Annotated in this window: 14 protein-coding genes; 6 read left to right on the top strand and 8 right to left on the bottom strand. The window is 47.9% G+C overall.

Annotated features, from left to right (window positions below):
* Positions 1 to 3: 3 nt before the first annotated feature.
* The 4 genes from AB3R30_RS10085 to AB3R30_RS10070 all read right to left on the bottom strand — a co-directional run bounded on the left by AB3R30_RS10085 (position 4) and on the right by AB3R30_RS10070 (position 7,492).
* On the bottom strand, positions 4 to 2,388 hold the full coding sequence (locus AB3R30_RS10085; RefSeq protein ID WP_458649048.1) for a sensor histidine kinase: 2,385 nt from the start codon (positions 2,386 to 2,388) through the stop codon (positions 4 to 6).
* 324 nt (positions 2,389 to 2,712) lie between these two features.
* The gene (locus AB3R30_RS10080; RefSeq protein WP_458649047.1) at positions 2,713 to 3,861 is read right to left on the bottom strand and encodes a CO2 hydration protein; all 1,149 of its coding nucleotides are present in this window, start codon (positions 3,859 to 3,861) and stop codon (positions 2,713 to 2,715) included.
* Positions 3,862 to 3,896: 35 nt separating this feature from the next.
* A complete protein-coding gene (locus AB3R30_RS10075; RefSeq protein WP_458649046.1) occupies positions 3,897 to 5,519 on the bottom strand; it encodes an NADH-quinone oxidoreductase subunit M in 1,623 nt (540 codons plus the stop codon).
* A 137-nt stretch (positions 5,520 to 5,656) separates the two neighbouring features.
* Entirely contained in the window at positions 5,657 to 7,492 is a 1,836-nt protein-coding gene (locus AB3R30_RS10070; RefSeq protein WP_458649045.1) for an NAD(P)H-quinone oxidoreductase subunit F, read from the bottom strand.
* Between the two features lie 636 nt (positions 7,493 to 8,128).
* Here AB3R30_RS10070 and AB3R30_RS10065 point away from each other — a divergent pair.
* From AB3R30_RS10065 to AB3R30_RS10040, 6 genes are all read left to right on the top strand, one after another.
* Positions 8,129 to 8,437 carry a carbon dioxide-concentrating mechanism protein CcmK gene (locus AB3R30_RS10065; RefSeq protein WP_458649044.1) on the top strand — a complete coding sequence of 103 codons (309 nt, stop codon included), beginning with the start codon at positions 8,129 to 8,131 and terminating at the stop codon, positions 8,435 to 8,437.
* Positions 8,438 to 8,541: 104 nt separating this feature from the next.
* Entirely contained in the window at positions 8,542 to 8,883 is a 342-nt protein-coding gene (locus AB3R30_RS10060) for a carbon dioxide-concentrating mechanism protein CcmK (protein WP_171574167.1), read from the top strand.
* A 6-nt stretch (positions 8,884 to 8,889) separates the two neighbouring features.
* A complete protein-coding gene (locus AB3R30_RS10055; protein WP_458649043.1) occupies positions 8,890 to 9,192 on the top strand; it encodes a EutN/CcmL family microcompartment protein in 303 nt (100 codons plus the stop codon).
* A gap of 143 nt (positions 9,193 to 9,335) precedes the next feature.
* Positions 9,336 to 11,435, top strand: a complete 2,100-nt coding sequence (locus AB3R30_RS10050; RefSeq protein WP_458649042.1) for a ribulose bisphosphate carboxylase small subunit — start codon at positions 9,336 to 9,338, stop codon at positions 11,433 to 11,435.
* Positions 11,436 to 11,543: 108 nt separating this feature from the next.
* Positions 11,544 to 12,185, top strand: a complete 642-nt coding sequence (locus AB3R30_RS10045) for an LbetaH domain-containing protein (RefSeq protein ID WP_458649041.1) — start codon at positions 11,544 to 11,546, stop codon at positions 12,183 to 12,185.
* A gap of 92 nt (positions 12,186 to 12,277) precedes the next feature.
* On the top strand, positions 12,278 to 13,282 hold the full coding sequence (locus AB3R30_RS10040; RefSeq protein ID WP_458649040.1) for a carbon dioxide-concentrating mechanism protein CcmK: 1,005 nt from the start codon (positions 12,278 to 12,280) through the stop codon (positions 13,280 to 13,282).
* A gap of 64 nt (positions 13,283 to 13,346) precedes the next feature.
* On the opposite strand, the gene AB3R30_RS10035 is transcribed toward AB3R30_RS10040, so the two are convergent.
* The 4 genes from AB3R30_RS10035 to AB3R30_RS10020 are packed head-to-tail and all read right to left on the bottom strand — an operon-like array spanning position 13,347 to position 17,435.
* On the bottom strand, positions 13,347 to 14,177 hold the full coding sequence (locus AB3R30_RS10035) for an ABC transporter permease (RefSeq protein WP_458649039.1): 831 nt from the start codon (positions 14,175 to 14,177) through the stop codon (positions 13,347 to 13,349).
* A complete protein-coding gene (locus AB3R30_RS10030) occupies positions 14,174 to 15,106 on the bottom strand; it encodes an ABC transporter permease (protein WP_458649038.1) in 933 nt (310 codons plus the stop codon). The genes AB3R30_RS10035 and AB3R30_RS10030 overlap by 4 nt, the downstream gene beginning before the upstream one ends.
* A gap of 58 nt (positions 15,107 to 15,164) precedes the next feature.
* On the bottom strand, positions 15,165 to 16,277 hold the full coding sequence (locus AB3R30_RS10025; protein ID WP_458649037.1) for an ABC transporter substrate-binding protein: 1,113 nt from the start codon (positions 16,275 to 16,277) through the stop codon (positions 15,165 to 15,167).
* Positions 16,278 to 16,301: 24 nt separating this feature from the next.
* Entirely contained in the window at positions 16,302 to 17,435 is a 1,134-nt protein-coding gene (locus tag AB3R30_RS10020) for an ABC transporter ATP-binding protein (RefSeq protein WP_458649036.1), read from the bottom strand.
* Positions 17,436 to 17,784 lie beyond the last annotated feature (349 nt).

The following is a 17,784-nucleotide window of genomic DNA, read 5'->3' as shown; positions in this document are numbered from 1 at the left end:
AGATTAGTCTGGAGTTTGGTGCAGCGGTAGTTCAAGCACAAAGCGGGTCAGGCGATCGCGACTGGTGGCTTGAATACTTCCTCCGAGCGGCTCCACCAGTTTTTTAACCAGCGCCAATCCCAGCCCGGTTCCACCATGTTTCCACGGATCATTGTTTGGAATCCGATAAAACTTATCAAAAATATGGGTGAGTTGCTCCGGCGAAATTTCTACCCCGGAATTGGTGATTTGAAAACTCCAGCGTGGTTCAGCAGGCGCGATCGCGCTCTGTGCGCCATAGCCGTATGCTGTAGAGGCTGGCAATATCTGCTGATTTTTGCTGAGCATCGCACTAGTTCCCTGAAAAGTATCTTGGCTCAAAGCGGTTGCTTTTGGCTGGATTAGCTGAACGGATAAGGTGATTGTCTCACCAGTCGGTGTGTATTTACAGGCGTTACTCAGTAATTCACTCAAAATCCGCTCCAGCCGGGAAGAATCGGTGATGAAAGGGGGCAAGTCGGGGGGCAAGTCTAGCTGAAAGAGTTGGTTTTGGCTGTGGGCACGTTCCAAAAAGGGCTGCACCAACCTGAGTATCCAGGTGGCAAGGTCTACCGTTTGCCAGGTGGGGATATCTGCCCCAGTTTCTAGCCGAGAGAGATCTAGCAAATCATTAATCAAGCTGATCTCTCGCTGGCATTCATTTTTTAAGATTTGAAAATATCGACCCAAGGGGCTAGAAGGATTATCGAGCAAATGCTGGCTTTCCAGGTTGATTTCTAACATTTGGGTTGCCAGTTTGATGTTAGAGATTGGCGTTCGCAGTTCGTGGGATACGGTACTCAAAAAATCGTCTTTGAGGCAATTCAAGGTTTCCAATGCTTCCACTTGAGCTTGGGCTTTTTGGTAGAGTCTGGCTTGCCGAATAGCGATCGCGCATTGATTGGCAACCTGCTGCACCAGTCGAATATCCTGATCATTGAAAGCCCGATGTTTTTGACTCACCAGCCACAAATCCCCTAGCACCCCTTGATCATCTAAAATGGGGCAGGCAAGCATGGCAACATGCCCTCGAAGCGGATTGGGCACCAATGAGCAAAATTGGAAATAATATCCCTGAAGCAATTGGCGATATCCTTCAGGAAAATTATCCATAATCACCGTTCGCCCTTGCAAAGGCACCAGAGAATCGGTGTATTCGTAAGAAACTTTGGACGTGCGGTTTTCTAGGTCATAAAGCGCGGCATTGCACCCAGTTACCCCAATGCCGATCGCCAGTTCCCGCACGGCGGTTTGCAAAATTTGGTCTTCATCCAAATTGTCCCGCACACGATCAGTAATCCGCTTTAAGGTGGCTTCAAATTCTGAGGCAAGCTGTAACTCTGCCGTGCGAATTTGTACTTGGCGTTCTAGTTCAGCGTTGGCGCGCTGCACCTGCTGATAAATTTCTGACTGTTCAATAGATCGGTTAACCTGAGACGTTAATTGTTTTAAACCGTCAATTTCAAAGGCTGTCCAAGGACGAGGCGCGCAGCAGTGATGAATCACCAGTAGCCCCCACAGTTTCCCTTGGTGCAAAATGGGTAGGGTTAAAATAGCCCGCACCTGAAGAGTTTTTAAAAAGGTGACATAGCAGGGAGTCAAATTAGCGATGTGAATATCTGCGATCGCCTTAATTTGTCCTTGTTGATAAAAGCTCTTGGACTTCGCAAAACAGGGATCTTCAAAAATTTGACCGATGAGAGTCTCCCAACCTAGAGCAATAGATTCGGATAAAATCATGCCGCTCCAGTTCGGACGAAACCGAAACACTCCCACGCGATCGGTTTGCAAAAATTCACGAACGCCGTTGACATATAGGCTAAAGATTTCTTTCAAATCAAGGGATTCGCGAATTTGATTTGCAATTTGGGTGAGTCGCTGAGTCTGTTCTGCTTGCTGTTGCCGAATTGCTTCTACCTGTTTTTGGTCTGTAATGTCTTCAATCACATACAGCACACTAGGAGACTGATTTTCTTGAGGCTGGTTTTCTTCAATGAGCGGCACTCGCACAATTTTCAGAGTTTTGTGTTTTTCAGTGGAGTGTTCGAGGGTTTCTTCGACCGTTGTTTGAATTTCTTGCTGCACTATGACGCGATCGCACGCTTCCAGGCGATCAGCTAAAGTCAGCGGTAAAAAATCATGCAGGGTTTTGCCAATAATCTGTTCCGCAGCGATGCCAAATAGGACTTCTGCCTGTTTGTTCCAGAACGCGATCGTGCCATTTTGCCCTGCTTTAACAAAAACAGCGGTAGGAAAATGCTGATATAGGCGTTGCGCTAAATCGTGAGAAGCAGCGTGAGGTTTAGTCACAGAATCGTGAGAAGCAGCGTGAGGTTTAGTCACAGATGGCAATAGTGGCGGTTCAACCAAGACGATGATTCTCCAATATTGGGGTTAGGCAAACCACTATTCAACCGTTGATTTGCTGAATGCTGGTGGCTTATAGTTTGGCAGCCCGAATTCTCCCTAGTATTGACCGTAAGAGATAGTTTTTATCTCTCAGTTCGAGCAAGTTTCAACGAACGGTTTCGTTTCTTCCTGATCTTTCTCCTGATGGATGGTCGCTCTGTTAAGGCTAACCATTTGCGATCTTTTATGCCACCCCTAAATAATTAGATGATTGCCGATTTTTTGGTCATTCCCTCATAAATCTGTTGAGATTTTGGCTTGATGTTTTTGATGCTGTATGCCGCTCTACATGTCGCACGCTTGTAACGAGGGCAACCGAGAGTCTATTAATCGATCCAACCAGGCTTCTAGATAAACTTGATTGGTTTGCTGCTGGTCAAGGTCGGCTGTGTCGATTGGGTAAGGCATTAATCCCAGGATGGCAGCAGTCGTCACACAAAACATAGATTTTTGAAAACTAACGCAGATCAGCACTCGTAGGTCTTCTTCGCCTCTGGGCGATCGCCGATAAATTTGGTGTAAATAATCTGGCAAATAGTGACGCATATCCTGCATCAGCAGCGTGGGAGGAATGCCCGCCCCGCCAATCGGTAAGGGATCGGCGTACAGCGCCCCATAGTTGAAGCGGCTGGGATCGGGAGAAATTTGGCAGGCTTGGGCATTGTAGGAGATGGTGCCCATGAAGGGAAACGAGCGGAAAAAAACCGCTTCAATGTAAGGCACACCCGTATCCATCAAGAAGGTGAGTCCGGCAGATTTAGGAATAATCTCATAGTCTTGGTCGCCAATTTTGACGGTGTAGGTGATGGGTTGATTGGCGGCTTTCACTAGCTCTGCCAAAACATGGGCAACGACATCGGGAATGGTTTTAATTTCCCCTTGATCGTAGCGATCGGACAAGCTGAGAAACATGGCGCTCATCACGTTCCAAAACTGCCCTAGGGCGCTGTAATAGGCTAATTGTCGAATTTGTTCTGGCAAAAATTCAGGGAATAGGTTAGAAAGTCCCTGCATCAAAAAGTTACCCTTGAGCTTTGCCGCGATCGCTTGCTGTGCACGCTCCCTAAACTCAGAGGTATCTAAATAAGCGTCTAGCTTGCCGCCGCCGTGATACATCATGGCTTTCATACAGTATTCGGCAAATTCGTAGTTAATGCGATCGTGTCCCCAATGCTTAAGCAGCTTGTTGAGCGACACTTCGCCATTGAAATATTTGAAAAATGGAAAAAGCTCCAAAAACTGATGCTCTGAAATGTAAGTGAGATTTCTCCAATAGGCATCTAGCACAATGCCATAGCTTTTGAGGATGCCAACGACCTCAATCACATTTTCTGGCGAATCGGGCAGCAATGCGCCTCCCGCCTGCATCTGATGAATAATCTCAATTAAGGGATGGCTAGGCTTAACGGTTTTGGGAGCGATCGTCATGTTCATATTGAAGATGCTGAAGAGTAGTTAAGATAAGTGCCTTAGAGAGCAGTTGCGACAGAGGTAGAGTGAAAAACTGGCGCTAAAATTGCAGTGGGCTTGGGCAGTGGTGAAACTTGCGGAGCAGTTGCGATGCGTGAAATGCTCCCTGCGGAAGTCGCTGAGGCGGGGGCAAGCAGTGCTGTTGTCGTCTCGCTCCAGTACACCAACCAATTTGGCTGCAAACCTAAGACTACGATCAACAGCGCTAGGGCAAAGGCAGGTAAACGCTCTGACCAATAGACTCTGGGTAAATTAGCAAACTGGTCAGGCAAACGCCCAAAAAAGGTGCGGTTCACCAGCAGCAGAAAGTAGACGGCTGTTAGCCCAGTTCCGATCATAGAAATGAGCGTTTGCACTGGAAAAACCGGGAAACTGCCCCGGAAGATCAAAAACTCGGAAATAAACCCCATCATGCCTGGAATTCCGGCACTTGCCATCACTCCTATGACCATGAGGGAGCCAATAATGGGCATCCCTCGCTCAGGACTGAGCAACCCTCGTAAAATGGTAATGTCGCGGGTGCCTGTCTTTTTATAAACTACTCCCACCAGCAAAAACAGCATGGCAGAAATCAGACCATGGCTCACCATTTGAAACACAGTGCCCAAAATACTCAAGGGGGTGGCAGCGGCTCCAGCGAGTAAAACATAGCCCATGTGTGCGAGAGAACTGTAAGCCACCATTTTTTTCATATCGATCTGGGCGATCGCGGTAAATGCACCATATAGCACACTCACCACCGCCCAAATTGCTAACCAAGGCGACAGCAATGTCCAAGCTTCAGGCAGTAACCCTAGCCCAAACCGCAATAACCCGTAAGTGCCCAGCTTGAGCAGCACACCTGCCAGCAGTACCGAAATTGGAGTGGAAGCTTCCACATGGGCATCGGGTAACCAAGTGTGAAAAGGGAAAAGCGGAATTTTGATGCCAAAACCCACTAGCAGAAGACCCAGCAATACACATTGGGTAATCAAGGGCAACGCTTCAGTATGGATTCCTGCATAATCAAACGTGGAAGCCTGACTCAGCCAAACGATTCCTAAAAATGCTGCCAGAATCAGAATGCCTGAGACAGCAGTGTAGATCAAAAATTTGGTTGCCGCATAGCTCCGTTGAGCGCCGCCCCAAATCGCGATCAAGAAGTACAGCGGAATTAACTCCAACTCGTAAAACAGGAAAAATAATAGTAAGTTTTCTGATAGAAAGGCTCCAGCCACACCAGTGTTGAGTAGCAGCACCAGAATATAGTACAACCGAGGACGCTGAATCGATTTTTCTGTACTATAAATCGCGATCCAGGTCAGCAACCCATTTAAAACCAACAATGGCAGGGATAATCCATCGAGTCCAAGCCGATAATTTAGTCCCAGCGGCTCAATCCAAGGCACCAATTCTTGAAACTGGGAATGGAGGCTGATTGAATCAAACTGGATCACCAAGACGATTGACAACACAAAGGTAATTGCGGTTGTAATCAGGGCAACGAGCCGAGACGAATTGGGGGGCAGCGATCGCGCGATTCCTGAAACAACTCCTACAGAAATCTCTGGTTTATCAGTTCGCGGCAACAGTCCAATTAAGACGGCTCCAAGTACGGGGAACCAAACTAGGGCACTGAGCATATCAGGAGAAAATAAAGAATAAATGAACTGGTTTAGGTCAAATAATAAACAATAGATGGGTAAAAGAGTTAAGCAGTATCTACTTCTAAGTCTCTACTCGTTTACCTCTTCACCTTGGGCTAGCATTTCTTTCAAACTCACCAGAGACGATAAGTCAGGAGAACTCCTAAGACACTAACCCCGGTCAAAATCGTGAATAGATAAAACTGAGATTGCCCGGAAGCACTATATTTCAAGCTTTCACCACTGAAAATTGAAGCGCTGCCAACAAAGTTGACGAAGCCATCTACCACCACGCGATCGCACCATGCGCTTAGCTGCGACACCCTAGCCACAAATCCAACTACCGTAAGGCGATAAAGCTGATCCACATAAAAGTCATATGCCAATAAATCTTGAATTAACTTGAATGGCATTTGAACCGGACGAGACCAGACGCGAGTAAACGGAACGAAACACCCAGCAAGGAGACCACACAAGCCGGATAGCATGAGCAGCAAGACAGCACCATGATTGATATATGCCCAATCGGGAAGCAGCGAGAGTCGCTGTAGTACGGCGGGAACTAACAAAGTCATGATGGTTAGAGATACCATCGGTACTGCCATTGTCCAGGGTACTTCTGGAGCGCGTCGAGTTTTGATCTGAGGATGACCCAAAAAGACCAGCCGAAAAACACGGGTCAAGTTAAAAGCGGTTAATGCATTCACTAACAGCACCACAACCACTAGCCAGGGGTTGTCATACCAAAACGCATTCATTCCTTCTCGCAGCGCCCAAAAGCCACCCAACGGAAACAGCCCTACCAAGCCAGCACTGCCTACCAAAAATGCGGTGGTAGTTGCCGGCATTCGGGACCATAATCCACCCATTTCGGTGACATCCTGAGTGGCGGTGGTGATGATGATGGAACCAACACTCATAAACATCAGAGCTTTTGCGATCCCATGAGTAAAGAGGACAAGCAGGGCAACATCAGTCCACTGCATCCCTACGGCAATAAATACTAGCCCTAAATAGGCACTGGTGGAATGGGCGAGGGCACGTTTAATATCAATTTGGGCGATCGCCACTAAAGAAGCACCGATCGCGGTCATCGTCCCCATAACCACTAGGGCAATAGATGCCACAGGAGACAAAATCAAGATCGGCTGGAGCTTAATTAATATATAGGCTCCGCAAGAAACCACTACCGAATTTCGCAGAATAGAGGCTGGGTTGGGTCCTTCCATGGCTTCATCCAGCCACAGGTGAAGCGGAAACTGCGCGCACTTTCCGGTTGGTCCTGCGATTAGCGCTAAGCCTAACAAGGTGGCTATAGTTGGGGGCAACAGTGCCGTTTCAGACCATTCGTATAAGTCTACAAAGTTCAGCGATCCCGCAAAGGTGGCTAGCGTCACCACTCCCATCAGCAACAGCACATCCCCGACTCGTTTGGTCAGAAACGCATCTCGTGCAGCTGTCACCACCAACGGCTGAGCGTACCAAAATCCCACCAAAAGATAGGTAGACAGCGTTAGGGCTTCCAATAGGGCGTAGGACAGAAACAGCGAGTCGCTGAGCGCTAAACCTGTCATGGCAGCTTCAAAAAAGCCCATTAGGGCAAAAAACCGAGCGATCGCCCAGTCTTTCTCCATATAGCCTAAGGAAAAAATCTGAGCTAAAAGACTAAGGACTGTAACCAGTTCAGCAGCGCCTAAACTTACTGAAGACAGATCAATTGCGAAGGTCAGATCAAGATCAGCAGCATGAAACCAAGGAAGCAGAATTAGCTGCGGATCAAAACGCAGACTTGTCCGAAACGCGATCGTTCCATGCACTACCGCTACCAAGGTCATCAAAATATTGAAGTACGCAGCTGGACGAGGACCTGTTCGACGAACATATCCAATTGACCAAGGCAGCGTTAACACCGCTCCTAGCAATCCATAGATTGGAAGACACCAGCTTGTTTGCAGTAGAAACTCGCCCATCCAGACAGCCTTCTTAAGTAGTTTATGGTGACAAACTATGGCAACAAAAAACTGAACGCACTCTATCTAGTGTCAAAAATCAGTGACCTGAGCCTTAGCAAATCTTAATTAAGATTTAATCTATCTTGTAATTCCCTAACCATATCAATGTTTCTCCAGGAAAAACAATCTTAGCGAACTACAAACTTATCTGTATAAATGTAACTTATATCTACGTAATGTTTTCTTAAACATTATTTGAAAAAAAGTCTAGGCTACTAAAAGCTTAATTGCCGTGAAATTGGATGGGCGATCGCGCTGATATAATCCCTAATTAAGACCTTAAAACGTTGATGGACTTAAATTTCAGCGCTGTAAATCCATTTTTTAGAGAGACAAAAGATAACGCACAAAATGTGAGAAAATCCATATCAAGGTTGAAATAGTGGCAAAAATTACAACTCCACTAATTTGATAAGCTTCTCTGATGTCCAAGATTTGCAACTATCATTGGTCTTTATATTGCATAAGTGTCGGTTCCGCCTCTATGCTTGTTATGCCTAGTGAAAACCTCGACAAGCCTTGGAATAGTGGGATCTCCGTCAAAATTTTCACTCTTGTTCAAAATGATTAGTTTCACTTATCAGGAGACTAAGGATGCCGATTGCAGTTGGAATGATTGAAACCCGGGGTTTCCCGGCAGTTGTTGAAGCCGCAGATGCCATGGTGAAAGCCGCTCGCGTCACATTAGTAGGATATGAAAAGATCGGCAGCGGTCGCGTCACAGTGATTATTCGGGGTGACGTGTCCGAAGTCCAAGCTTCAATAGCCGCTGGTGTTGAAAACGTGAAGCGAGTCAATGGAGGTGAAGTTCTTTCCACTCACATCATTGCTCGTCCTCACGAAAACCTGGAATATGTTCTACCCATTCGCTACACCGAAGCAGTAGATCAATTTCGCAGCTAACGCTTAAGCACTGCAACTCCGTTTTCGGGCGGCAGAAGTGGGTTCAAGTTTGTTTAGTCACATCACACAGTTGTTTAAAGTTTATTTGGAAGGGAATTTATACAATGGCAATCGCAGTTGGAATGGTTGAAACCCTGGGTTTCCCAGCAGTAGTCGAAGCAGCAGACGCAATGGTAAAAGCGGCTCGCGTTACCCTAGTGGGCTATGAAAAAATTGGCAGTGGTCGCGTGACGGTCATTGTTCGTGGGGATGTTTCTGAAGTGCAAGCTTCTGTGGCAGCCGGTATTGAAAACGTGAAGCGGGTTAACGGTGGGCAGGTTCTTTCCACTCATATCATTGCTCGCCCTCATGAAAACTTGGAGTATGTTCTGCCTATTCGTTATACCGAAGCAGTAGAGCCATTCCGTGAGAGCGTCAGTGGTATTCGTCCTCTTAACCGCCCCTAACGCCGAATGCAGATTGCCAGAGTTCTTGGCACGGTTACCAGTACGCAAAAAGAACACTCTCTCAGGGGTATTAAGTTCCTCGTCCTTCAATTTATTGATGATGATGGGGAACCGCTTCCTGGGTATGAGGTTGCAGCGGATAACGTCGGTGCCGGTATTGATGAATGGGTGTTAGTGAGTCATGGTAGTGCTGCTCGTCAAGTCTCAGGAAGTGAACAGCGTCCTGTTGATGCAGCAGTGATTGCCATTATTGATACGGTTAGCCTCGAAAATCGGCTTCTCTACAGTAAGCGAGATCAAGATCGCTAGTGTAAACACAGCGTCTTATCCAAGGTGTTTATGTGTCGGATTTTGGTTTGCCAAACTCAGATTCTGTTCTACGCTTCGCTTCAAGTATTGACATAGGCTGTAACGCTAACTCACTACGGTTTCAGTTTGGAGAGTTTGATTCTATGGTAGCCCGTGTTTATGCGGATGCTCCGACATCTCATGCAGACCTAGTCAATGATCAGGTGGATGTAACGGCTTATATCCATTCATTCTCTAATGTAATGGGGGATGTTCGGGTGGGTGCCAATGTTGTCATTGCACCGGGTGTTTCTATCCAAGCAGACAAGGGGAATTCGTTCCGAATTGGTACAGGGTCTAAAGTTCAAGATGGTGTGGTGATTCACGGGCTAGAGCAAGCTCGTGTGGTTGGGGATGATGGCAATTCCTATTCTGTTTGGATTGGGCAAAATGCATCTATTGCGCATATGGCATTGGTTCATGGACCTGCTTATATCGGAGATGGATGTTTTATTGGGTTTCGTTCAACGGTATTCAATGCTCGAATTGGACGCGGCTGCATTGTCATGATGCACGCTCTGGTTCAGGATGTGGAAATTCCACCGGGAAAATTTGTGCCTTCGGGGGCAATTATTACCAGCCAACAACAAGCAGATCAGCTACCCAATGTCCGGGAGTCTGATCAACAGTTTGTGATTCAAGTGATGGGTGTGAATGATGCGCTGCGATCGGGCTATCACTCTGCCGAAAGTGTAGCTCCTGTAACGTCATTTCAAGAAAAGAAAAACCAGTCTACCGCAACTAACTTGGCAGGTGAGGGCGGTGAATCTCACAGCCGTCTTACAAAGGGAGGAAGTATGGATACAGAGGTCGTGGGTCAAGTGCGTCAACTGTTGGCGCAGGGATATCGGATCGGAACGGAACATGCGGATAAGCGACAGTTTCAAACGGGTTCCTGGAAAAGCTGTGCGCCCATTCAGGCTGCGCGTGAATCAGACGTTGTGGCAGGGTTACAAGCCTGTCTTTTGGAACATGCAGGTCAATATGTGCGCCTAATTGGGATCGATCCACAGGCGAAAAAGCGAGTCTTAGAAACCATTATTCAGCGTCCCCACGATCAGCCGGGTCAAGCCTCAACTAGTTCGAGTCGCGGTAGTTCTGAGTATTCTGCGAAGAGCTATGCGATTCCTAAGGCAGCCTCTAATTTTGGCGGTCACAATGGACAATCTCAGTCTGGCAGTTTGGCGGCAGAGGTAGTTGCTCAAGTCCGAAGTCTGCTAGCACAAGGTGCGCGGATTGGGATGGAACATGCGGATACACGCCGATTCCAGACTAGCTCTTGGACAAGTTGTTCCCCGATTCAATCCACACGAGAAAGCGATGTGCTGGCGGGTTTGGAAGCTTGTACTCGCGAACATTCTGGTGAGTATGTCCGGCTGATTGGGATTGACCCCAAGGCAAAGCGGCGGTTGGCTGAGATGATTATCCAACGCCCGGACGGAAAGACGGCTCAGGGTTCTAATCAAGGGACAGGTTCGGCGCAAAGTTCGGCTCATGCTGCTGGCACTGCGTCTTCCTATGCAACTTCTAGCAGTACAAGTTCTGATTTGTCAAAGCAGGTTGGGCAGCTGATTGCTCAGGGCTATCAAATTGGGGTGGAGTATGCGGATGAGCGGCGCTATAAGACGAGTTCCTGGCAAAATGCACCGATGATTCAGGCGCGGCGTGAAGGGGATGCGATCGCGGAAGTTGAATCATTTTTAAGCGAACATGAGCGCGATTATGTCCGGCTGGTTGGGATTGATCCCAAAGCGAAAAAGCGGATGGTGGAAATGATTGTGCATCGTCCCAATGGGAAGGGGGGTACAACTGCAACGGCTCCCAATCGAGCCGCACCTTCTGCTTCGGCTCACGGTGGTCAAGCTTACAGTAGTCAAGCTCACAATAGTCAGTCCCATAGTAATCGTCCGAGCAATGGCGCTCAAAAAGACGGGGCGATCGCTGAACAAGTTCGTCATTTATTAGCTCAGGGCTTTAAAATTAGCACTGAGTATGCCGATGAACGCCGCTACAAAACTAGTTCTTGGCAGGGCGGAACTGCCATGCAAGGATCTCGTGAGGCGGATGTGATGAAGGCGCTGGATGGGTTTATGAATCAACATGCGGGTGAATATGTCCGGTTGATTGGCACCGATCCCAAGGCAAAGCGCCGAGTGGTTGAGAAGGTGATTCAACAGCCCAGTAGGCAAGCCGCAAGCCGCTAGGGATTAATCTGAGAGTCTGAGAGATTGATTTTGGGTTTTGAGTTTTGAGTTTTGAGTTAAAAGATAAGTTGATTTAACTCAAAACTTTGGACTCTATCAAGGGGGGTTATGTCTTCGCTATCTCTGCAACTGCGACCCATTAGCATATCTCACTACTATGTCAGTGGTGATGTGACGATTCAGGAAGGGGTTGCGATCGCTCCCGGTGTGTTAATTCAGGCAGATCCTGATAGTTGTGTGGTAATTAAAACCGGAGCTTGTATTGGCATCGGTGCAATTCTTCATGCTTCCAAGGGCATTTTGGAGATTGGAGAGGGGGCAAATATTGGAGCAGAAGTATTGCTCGTTGGGCAAGTTTCGATTGGCAGAAATGCTTGTATCGGCTCTGCTTCAACTATTTTGAATAGTTCAGTTGCATCCGGCATCCTCATTCCCCCCGGTTCAGTGGTTGGCGACTTAAGCCGTCCGCCTAGTACACCAGAGACAGATGAGCTACAGGCAACCGAGACTGTATTTTATCCGCCTGCTGAATCAGCAACTCCTGAACCGTCATCCACAAATCCAGACCCGGCTCAATCACCAGAGTCAACGCTAGTCATTAATTCCGATCCTTCAGCCCAAAACCTAAACGTATACGGGCAGGTGTATGTCAATCAGCTTTTAGTGAAGATGTTTCCCCATCACCAAATTAACCAGCCCTCGACTGCATCCACTCATCTATCCAATGCGGCTGATCCTTGGGAAGATTAAGCGTGAACGACTAGATGAAAGACGCTATTTCAACGCTTCTCTTGATTAAATGCAGTTAGGATAAGAGTACCGATGGATACCCGCTTTCACGCATGAGCAACCGAGAAGATTTCACCGATACCGCGTTGGGTTTGGTTTCTGCCCAGAGCTTTCCCGCAATTGTTGGAATTGCCGATCACATGCTGAAGTCCTCTGGTGTAACGCTAGTGGGCTATGAAAAAATTGGCAGCGGTCACTGTACGGCGATCGTGCGAGGCTCAGTGGCAGATGTGCGCTTAGCCGTGCAGGAAGGTGCTGAACGAGCGCAGCAATTTGGGCAAAAGCTCTCTACCCTAGTGGTGCCTCGTCCCATGCCGAACCTAGAAGTGGTGCTGCCGATTGGCAATCGATTAGCGCAGTTGGCTACGGGACGCGGACACAGCAAATTGAGTAATCAAGCGGTGGGCTTGCTAGAAACACGCGGCTTTCCGGCAATGGTCGGGGCGGCAGATGCCATGATGAAATCGGCGGATGTGGTGCTTGCTGCGTATGAGACGATTGGAGCAGGATTGTGTACAGCGATCGTCCGGGGGTCAGTGGCAAACGTGGCAATGGCGCTGGATGCGGGCATGATTGAGGCAGAGCGCATTGGTGAATTACACGCGGTGATGCTGGTTCCTCGTCCGCTGGAAGATCTCGACCAAACGCTACCGCTAGCAAGCTGCTGGATTGAGGAAGTTCAACCACTACGGATTCCACTAACGGTAAAGGAAACGGAAAAAGAACTGGTGGCATTGCCCGAACTGATGCAAGAAGCTCAGCCTTTAGCGACACCGCTGGAGCAGAAACGTTTAGAGCCGATTCAAACCGCTCCAGAGTTTAACCCGATCGCGGCTGAGCCAAGAGAAGTTGAGCTTAAAGAAGTGGAAGTTTTGCAGGATATAGCTGCACCCGCCTCTCTGTTAAAGCTGGAAGCCGATGCGCCAACTCTTGATATTAGTGCTACTTCCGATGCCGAAGATGCCAATTCAGCCCAATCCGGGCTGCGTGAAACGCTTCCTACGGGAACCGCTAAAGTTCGTCCCAAACATCATCGCCACCGTTTCCGCCATAAATAATATTGCGTTGCTAAAAGATTATTATTACAACCCTGCAAAAATTTTCCGAACCTCAAACCTAGCCTCACTTCAAACGCCTTTGCTCACTTTGATAGCGAAAATATTCAGCAATCACAAAGAGGAAACCAGAAGCGCTAATGAGGATGACGCTAAGGGCATTAATATCGGGTTTAACTCCCGTGCGAATGCGGCTAAAAATTTCCATGGGTAGAGTATTTGTGCCACCCCCTGCCGTAAAACTGGCAATCAGGAAATCATCTAGGCTGAGGACAAAGGCAAGGAGGCAACCAGAGACGATCGCTGGGGTGAGTTCGGGCAGCAACACCTGGATAAAGGCTTGAAAGGGGGTCGCTCCCAAATCTAGGGCAGCTTCTTCCAAATGGGGATCAATGTTAGTGAGACGGGTAGACACGACTAGCGCCACATAAGAAATACAAAAAACCACATGGGCAGCCACGATCGTGCCAACGCTGAGTTGAATTAAGCCACCGCTCCAAGGGATGGCAACTGCTGCTAGAAAAACTAGGGTGGAAACCGCGATCGCAATGTCAGGAATGATCAGCGGCAAGTAGGCAACACCTTGATAGATGCCTTTCCCTGGAAAGCGATAGCGCGACAAGCCCACTGCCATTAGGGTTCCTAGCACCGCCGCGATCGCCACCGCACATAGCGCCACAATTAAACTAGTCCGAAGCGCCGCAATAATGCGCTCATCAGCAAAAAACTTTTGATACCACTTCAGCGTAAATCCAGTCCAGCCAGCACTATAGGGCGATTCGTTAAAACTGTAGAACGCCAGCACCAGAATTGGCAGATACATAAAGCCAAACATCAGCAGCGTAAAAAGTGCCTGCCAAGGGGCTGAAAACCGAGTCGTGTTTTTAGCGGTACTCATAAATTTGCACTACTCCGATCGCCATATTTCAGCAGCAAGCCAATCGAAATACTGACTGCCAAAATAATAATCATGCTCAGGGCTGACCCAAACCCCCAGTTTTGACTAGCTCCTAAAAACTGGTTATAAATTAAACGCGCCAAAGTCATGCTAGATGCGCCCCCTAGCAATTCCGGGTCTATAAAATCGCCAATACTCGTAATAAAGACCAATAGCGATCCGGCAGCAATACCGGGCAACACTTGGGGAATAGTCACTTTCCAAAACGCTTGTATGGGTGTGGCTCCTAGGTCTGCGGCAGCTTCTAGTAACCGTCTATCCAGCTTTTCCAATGAGGCATAAAGAATCAGCACCATGTAGGGTAGGAGGCTATAGGTCATGCCAATGTAGACCGCCGGGGGACGATTGAGAATGTTCAAAGCAGGCAGCCCAATTGCCGTGAGGATACTGTTCAAGACTCCCGTTGGGCGCAAAATCGTAATCCAAGCATAGGAGCGCAGCAAGGAAGAAGTCCACAGGGGCAACACAAATCCAACAAGCAGGAGGTTTCGCCAGTTTTTGGGTGCTTTGATGGCGATGAAATAAGCCACAGGAAAACCCAGCAGCAAGCACATGAACGTGGTTCCGATCGCAAAGGACAGCGATCGCCAAATCACCCTCAAATAGATGAAAGCAGTAACAGCAGGTTCAGTTTTGGTGGCAGGTCGAATTTCAACCGCCTGAAAAATTTGCAGATAATTATCTAAGCCCGACGGATTGACCACTTGTCCGGGTCGAATGCCTGGCACCAAACTCAACTGAAAAATCAACAGGGTTGGAATCACCAGTAATAACCCTAGCCAAATTCCAGCGGGAGCCAGCAACGCGATCGGTTCTAACCACTGGGGCATAGATTTGGAACTGGCTTCTGAGGGAACAGGGGAAGTCATGGGAGTTACAAGGACGAGTGAGGAATGGCGAATGACGAGTGGCGAATTATGAGTATATCTAGCTGCTGGTGAGGATTGTCCAGTATTTTTCGTAAAGTTCTTCGACAGCACGGGGCAAAGGCTTAATGCCCTGAGAGTTTTGCAGAATGCTATCGGGCGGAAATAGGGCTTCGTTATTGCGGACTGGGGCGGGAAGTTGGTCAAAGGCAGCTTTGTTGGGGGTGGCAAAAAAGAGACGCTCTGTCACTTGGGAGGCAACGGCTGGCTGCAACATATAGTTAATCCAAGCGTAAGCCGCATCTTGGTTGGGCGCGTTTTTAGGAATCACCATTGCATCGCTCCATAAGGAGGTGCCACTTTGCGGAACGACATATTTTATTTTGGGATTTTGTTGGGCAACCAGCACTCCATCGATCGAAAAACCCATTGCCATGACTAAATCTCCGGTTAATAGCTGATCTCGCCATGCGTCAGTCGTAAAGCTAGCGATCGCCGGTTTTAGCACCTTTAGTTTTTCAAACGCCTCGCGAATTTCATTGGGATTGGTGGAGTTGTAAGAGTACCCTAGCGATCTCAGCGTTGCCCCAAATACCTCCCGCGTATCGTTTAAGAGCGTGATCCGACCATTCAATTTTTCCTGGTTTTTCCAAAGATAATCCCAATCTTCGGGGGGCGGATCAATCTTATCGCTGTTGTAGATTAAGCCTGTAGTGCCCCAACTGATCGGCACATGATGACGATTGCCAGGATCATGCACGGAAGCTCGGAACTTAGGCAAAATATTGTCCAAACCTGAAATCCTAGACTCCTCTAACTCCCTCAGCAGCTTGAGTTCCAGCATTTTGGCAACAGAATAATCAGACGGATAAACAATGCTATAGGCGGCTCCTTTGCCTGCCTGAAACGTGGCTAGCATGGTTTCATTGGCATCAAAGGTATCGGCAATGACGCGAATTCCAGTTTGGGCAGTAAATTCCCGCAATAAATCAGCATCAATATAGTTAGACCAGGTATAAATATAAAGTTCATTCGCTGCGCCTGTTTTCCCTTGCACTGGGCGCACTTCTGCTAATGTCCAGCCACAGCCCGACAGCGCTAGCCCAGAAGCAGACGCGATCGCGGTTTGCAAAAATTGGCGACGACCCAGATGATGAAATGAAGAGTGAGGCATAAGGGAGAGGCTAGGGGTGAGAGGCTAGGGGTGAGAGGTAGGTAGCGCCAAACAATCGTTCACATCCCACAGAAGATAGAGCGGCGTGTCTTCGCCTGGGAGATCACCGGAAAAGCTGGGCTGCCGAACAGTCAGGCGATCGCCTGATGCTAACTCCACCACATAGTGAACATGGGTTCCGAGATACATCACCGTGCGAAGTCGCCCCTCAAAGGTATTCGCTTCCTGAGCAAAGGGAGATAAACTCAAGCGAATTTTTTCAGGGCGGACACTAATCACCACCGAGCCGGAAGTCAGGGATGCTCCATTAGATGGCTTTGCCTTCATTTTCAAACCGTTGCCAGTAATTAGCCACAGGACATTCGCAGAAAATCCCTCAATCTTGCCGTAAAACAGATTGGTATCTCCAATAAAATCTGCCACAAAAGATGTTTTAGGATGTTCATAAATCCGCTCTGGAGAATCAATTTGCTCAATGTTGCCTTGATTCATCACTGCAATGCGATCGCTCAAACTCATCGCCTCTTCTTGGTCGTGAGTCACCATCACAAACGTTAAACCGAGTTCCTGGTGCAGGGTCGATAGCTCTACCTGCATTTCTTTCCGCAATTTTAGATCCAGTGCGCCCAAAGGTTCATCCAATAAAAGCACAGCAGGGCGATTGATTAAGGCTCTTGCTAATGCCACCCGTTGCTGTTGCCCCCCGGAGAGTTGCGCGGGAAATCGCTTAGCAAACCCATCCATTTTGACCAACTTTAACGCTTGATCCACCTGGCTTTGAACTTCCGCCTTACTTTGTTTTTTAAGTCGAAGCCCAAAGGCGACATTTTCCCAAACCGTAAGATGGCTAAACAAGGCATAGCTTTGAAAGACAGTGTTCACTGGGCGACGATAAGGCGGCACTCGGTTAACCGATTGTCCTCGAATCAAAACCTCTCCCGAAGAGGGAGTCTCAAAGCCTGCAACTAACCGTAGCGTGGTAGTTTTGCCACAGCCAGAGGGTCCTAAAATGCTAAAAAATTCTCCTCGACGAATGGTCAAGTCGATGCCGCGAACGACAGGTTCTTGATTATAAACTTTGGAAACTTGACGAAGTTCGACATCGAACTCGGTGTCGGCTGTCGTAAAGGTTCGATTTTGGATCGCAGCCTGAGACATAGGGGAGATGTTCCTGTGAGCGTTCAATCCTCATTCCGCAAATTGATAAGGCTTTAAAGCAGACATTTGGTTTATTGTATCGATTGGTTCTCGATTCACAAAGTTAGGTTTCACAAAGTCAGTTTAAGCCTATCTAGATTGCAATTACGCCATATATTCATCCAGACATGCACCCAAAGTAAACTATCCTAGCAATTTAGAGGAATTGCAAAATTTCTTTATTGAATTCTTTAGATTGAATGATTATAGGTTGCCCACCTTGCAAAGAGAGTCATCAACTGAGTCATTTTTCTTTTCATTGCACCTATCTAAAATCTTTGTAGGGTAAAAAGTCTAGGGTAAAAAGGAA

The sequence above is a fragment of the Sivoneniella epilithica UHCC 1019 genome (assembly GCF_040830845.1).
Taxonomy (GTDB): Bacteria; Cyanobacteriota; Cyanobacteriia; order Leptolyngbyales; family Leptolyngbyaceae; genus ULC077BIN1.
The sequence above is the reverse complement of the archived record's forward strand: the minus strand, read 5'-3'. Positions and strand labels throughout refer to the sequence as shown.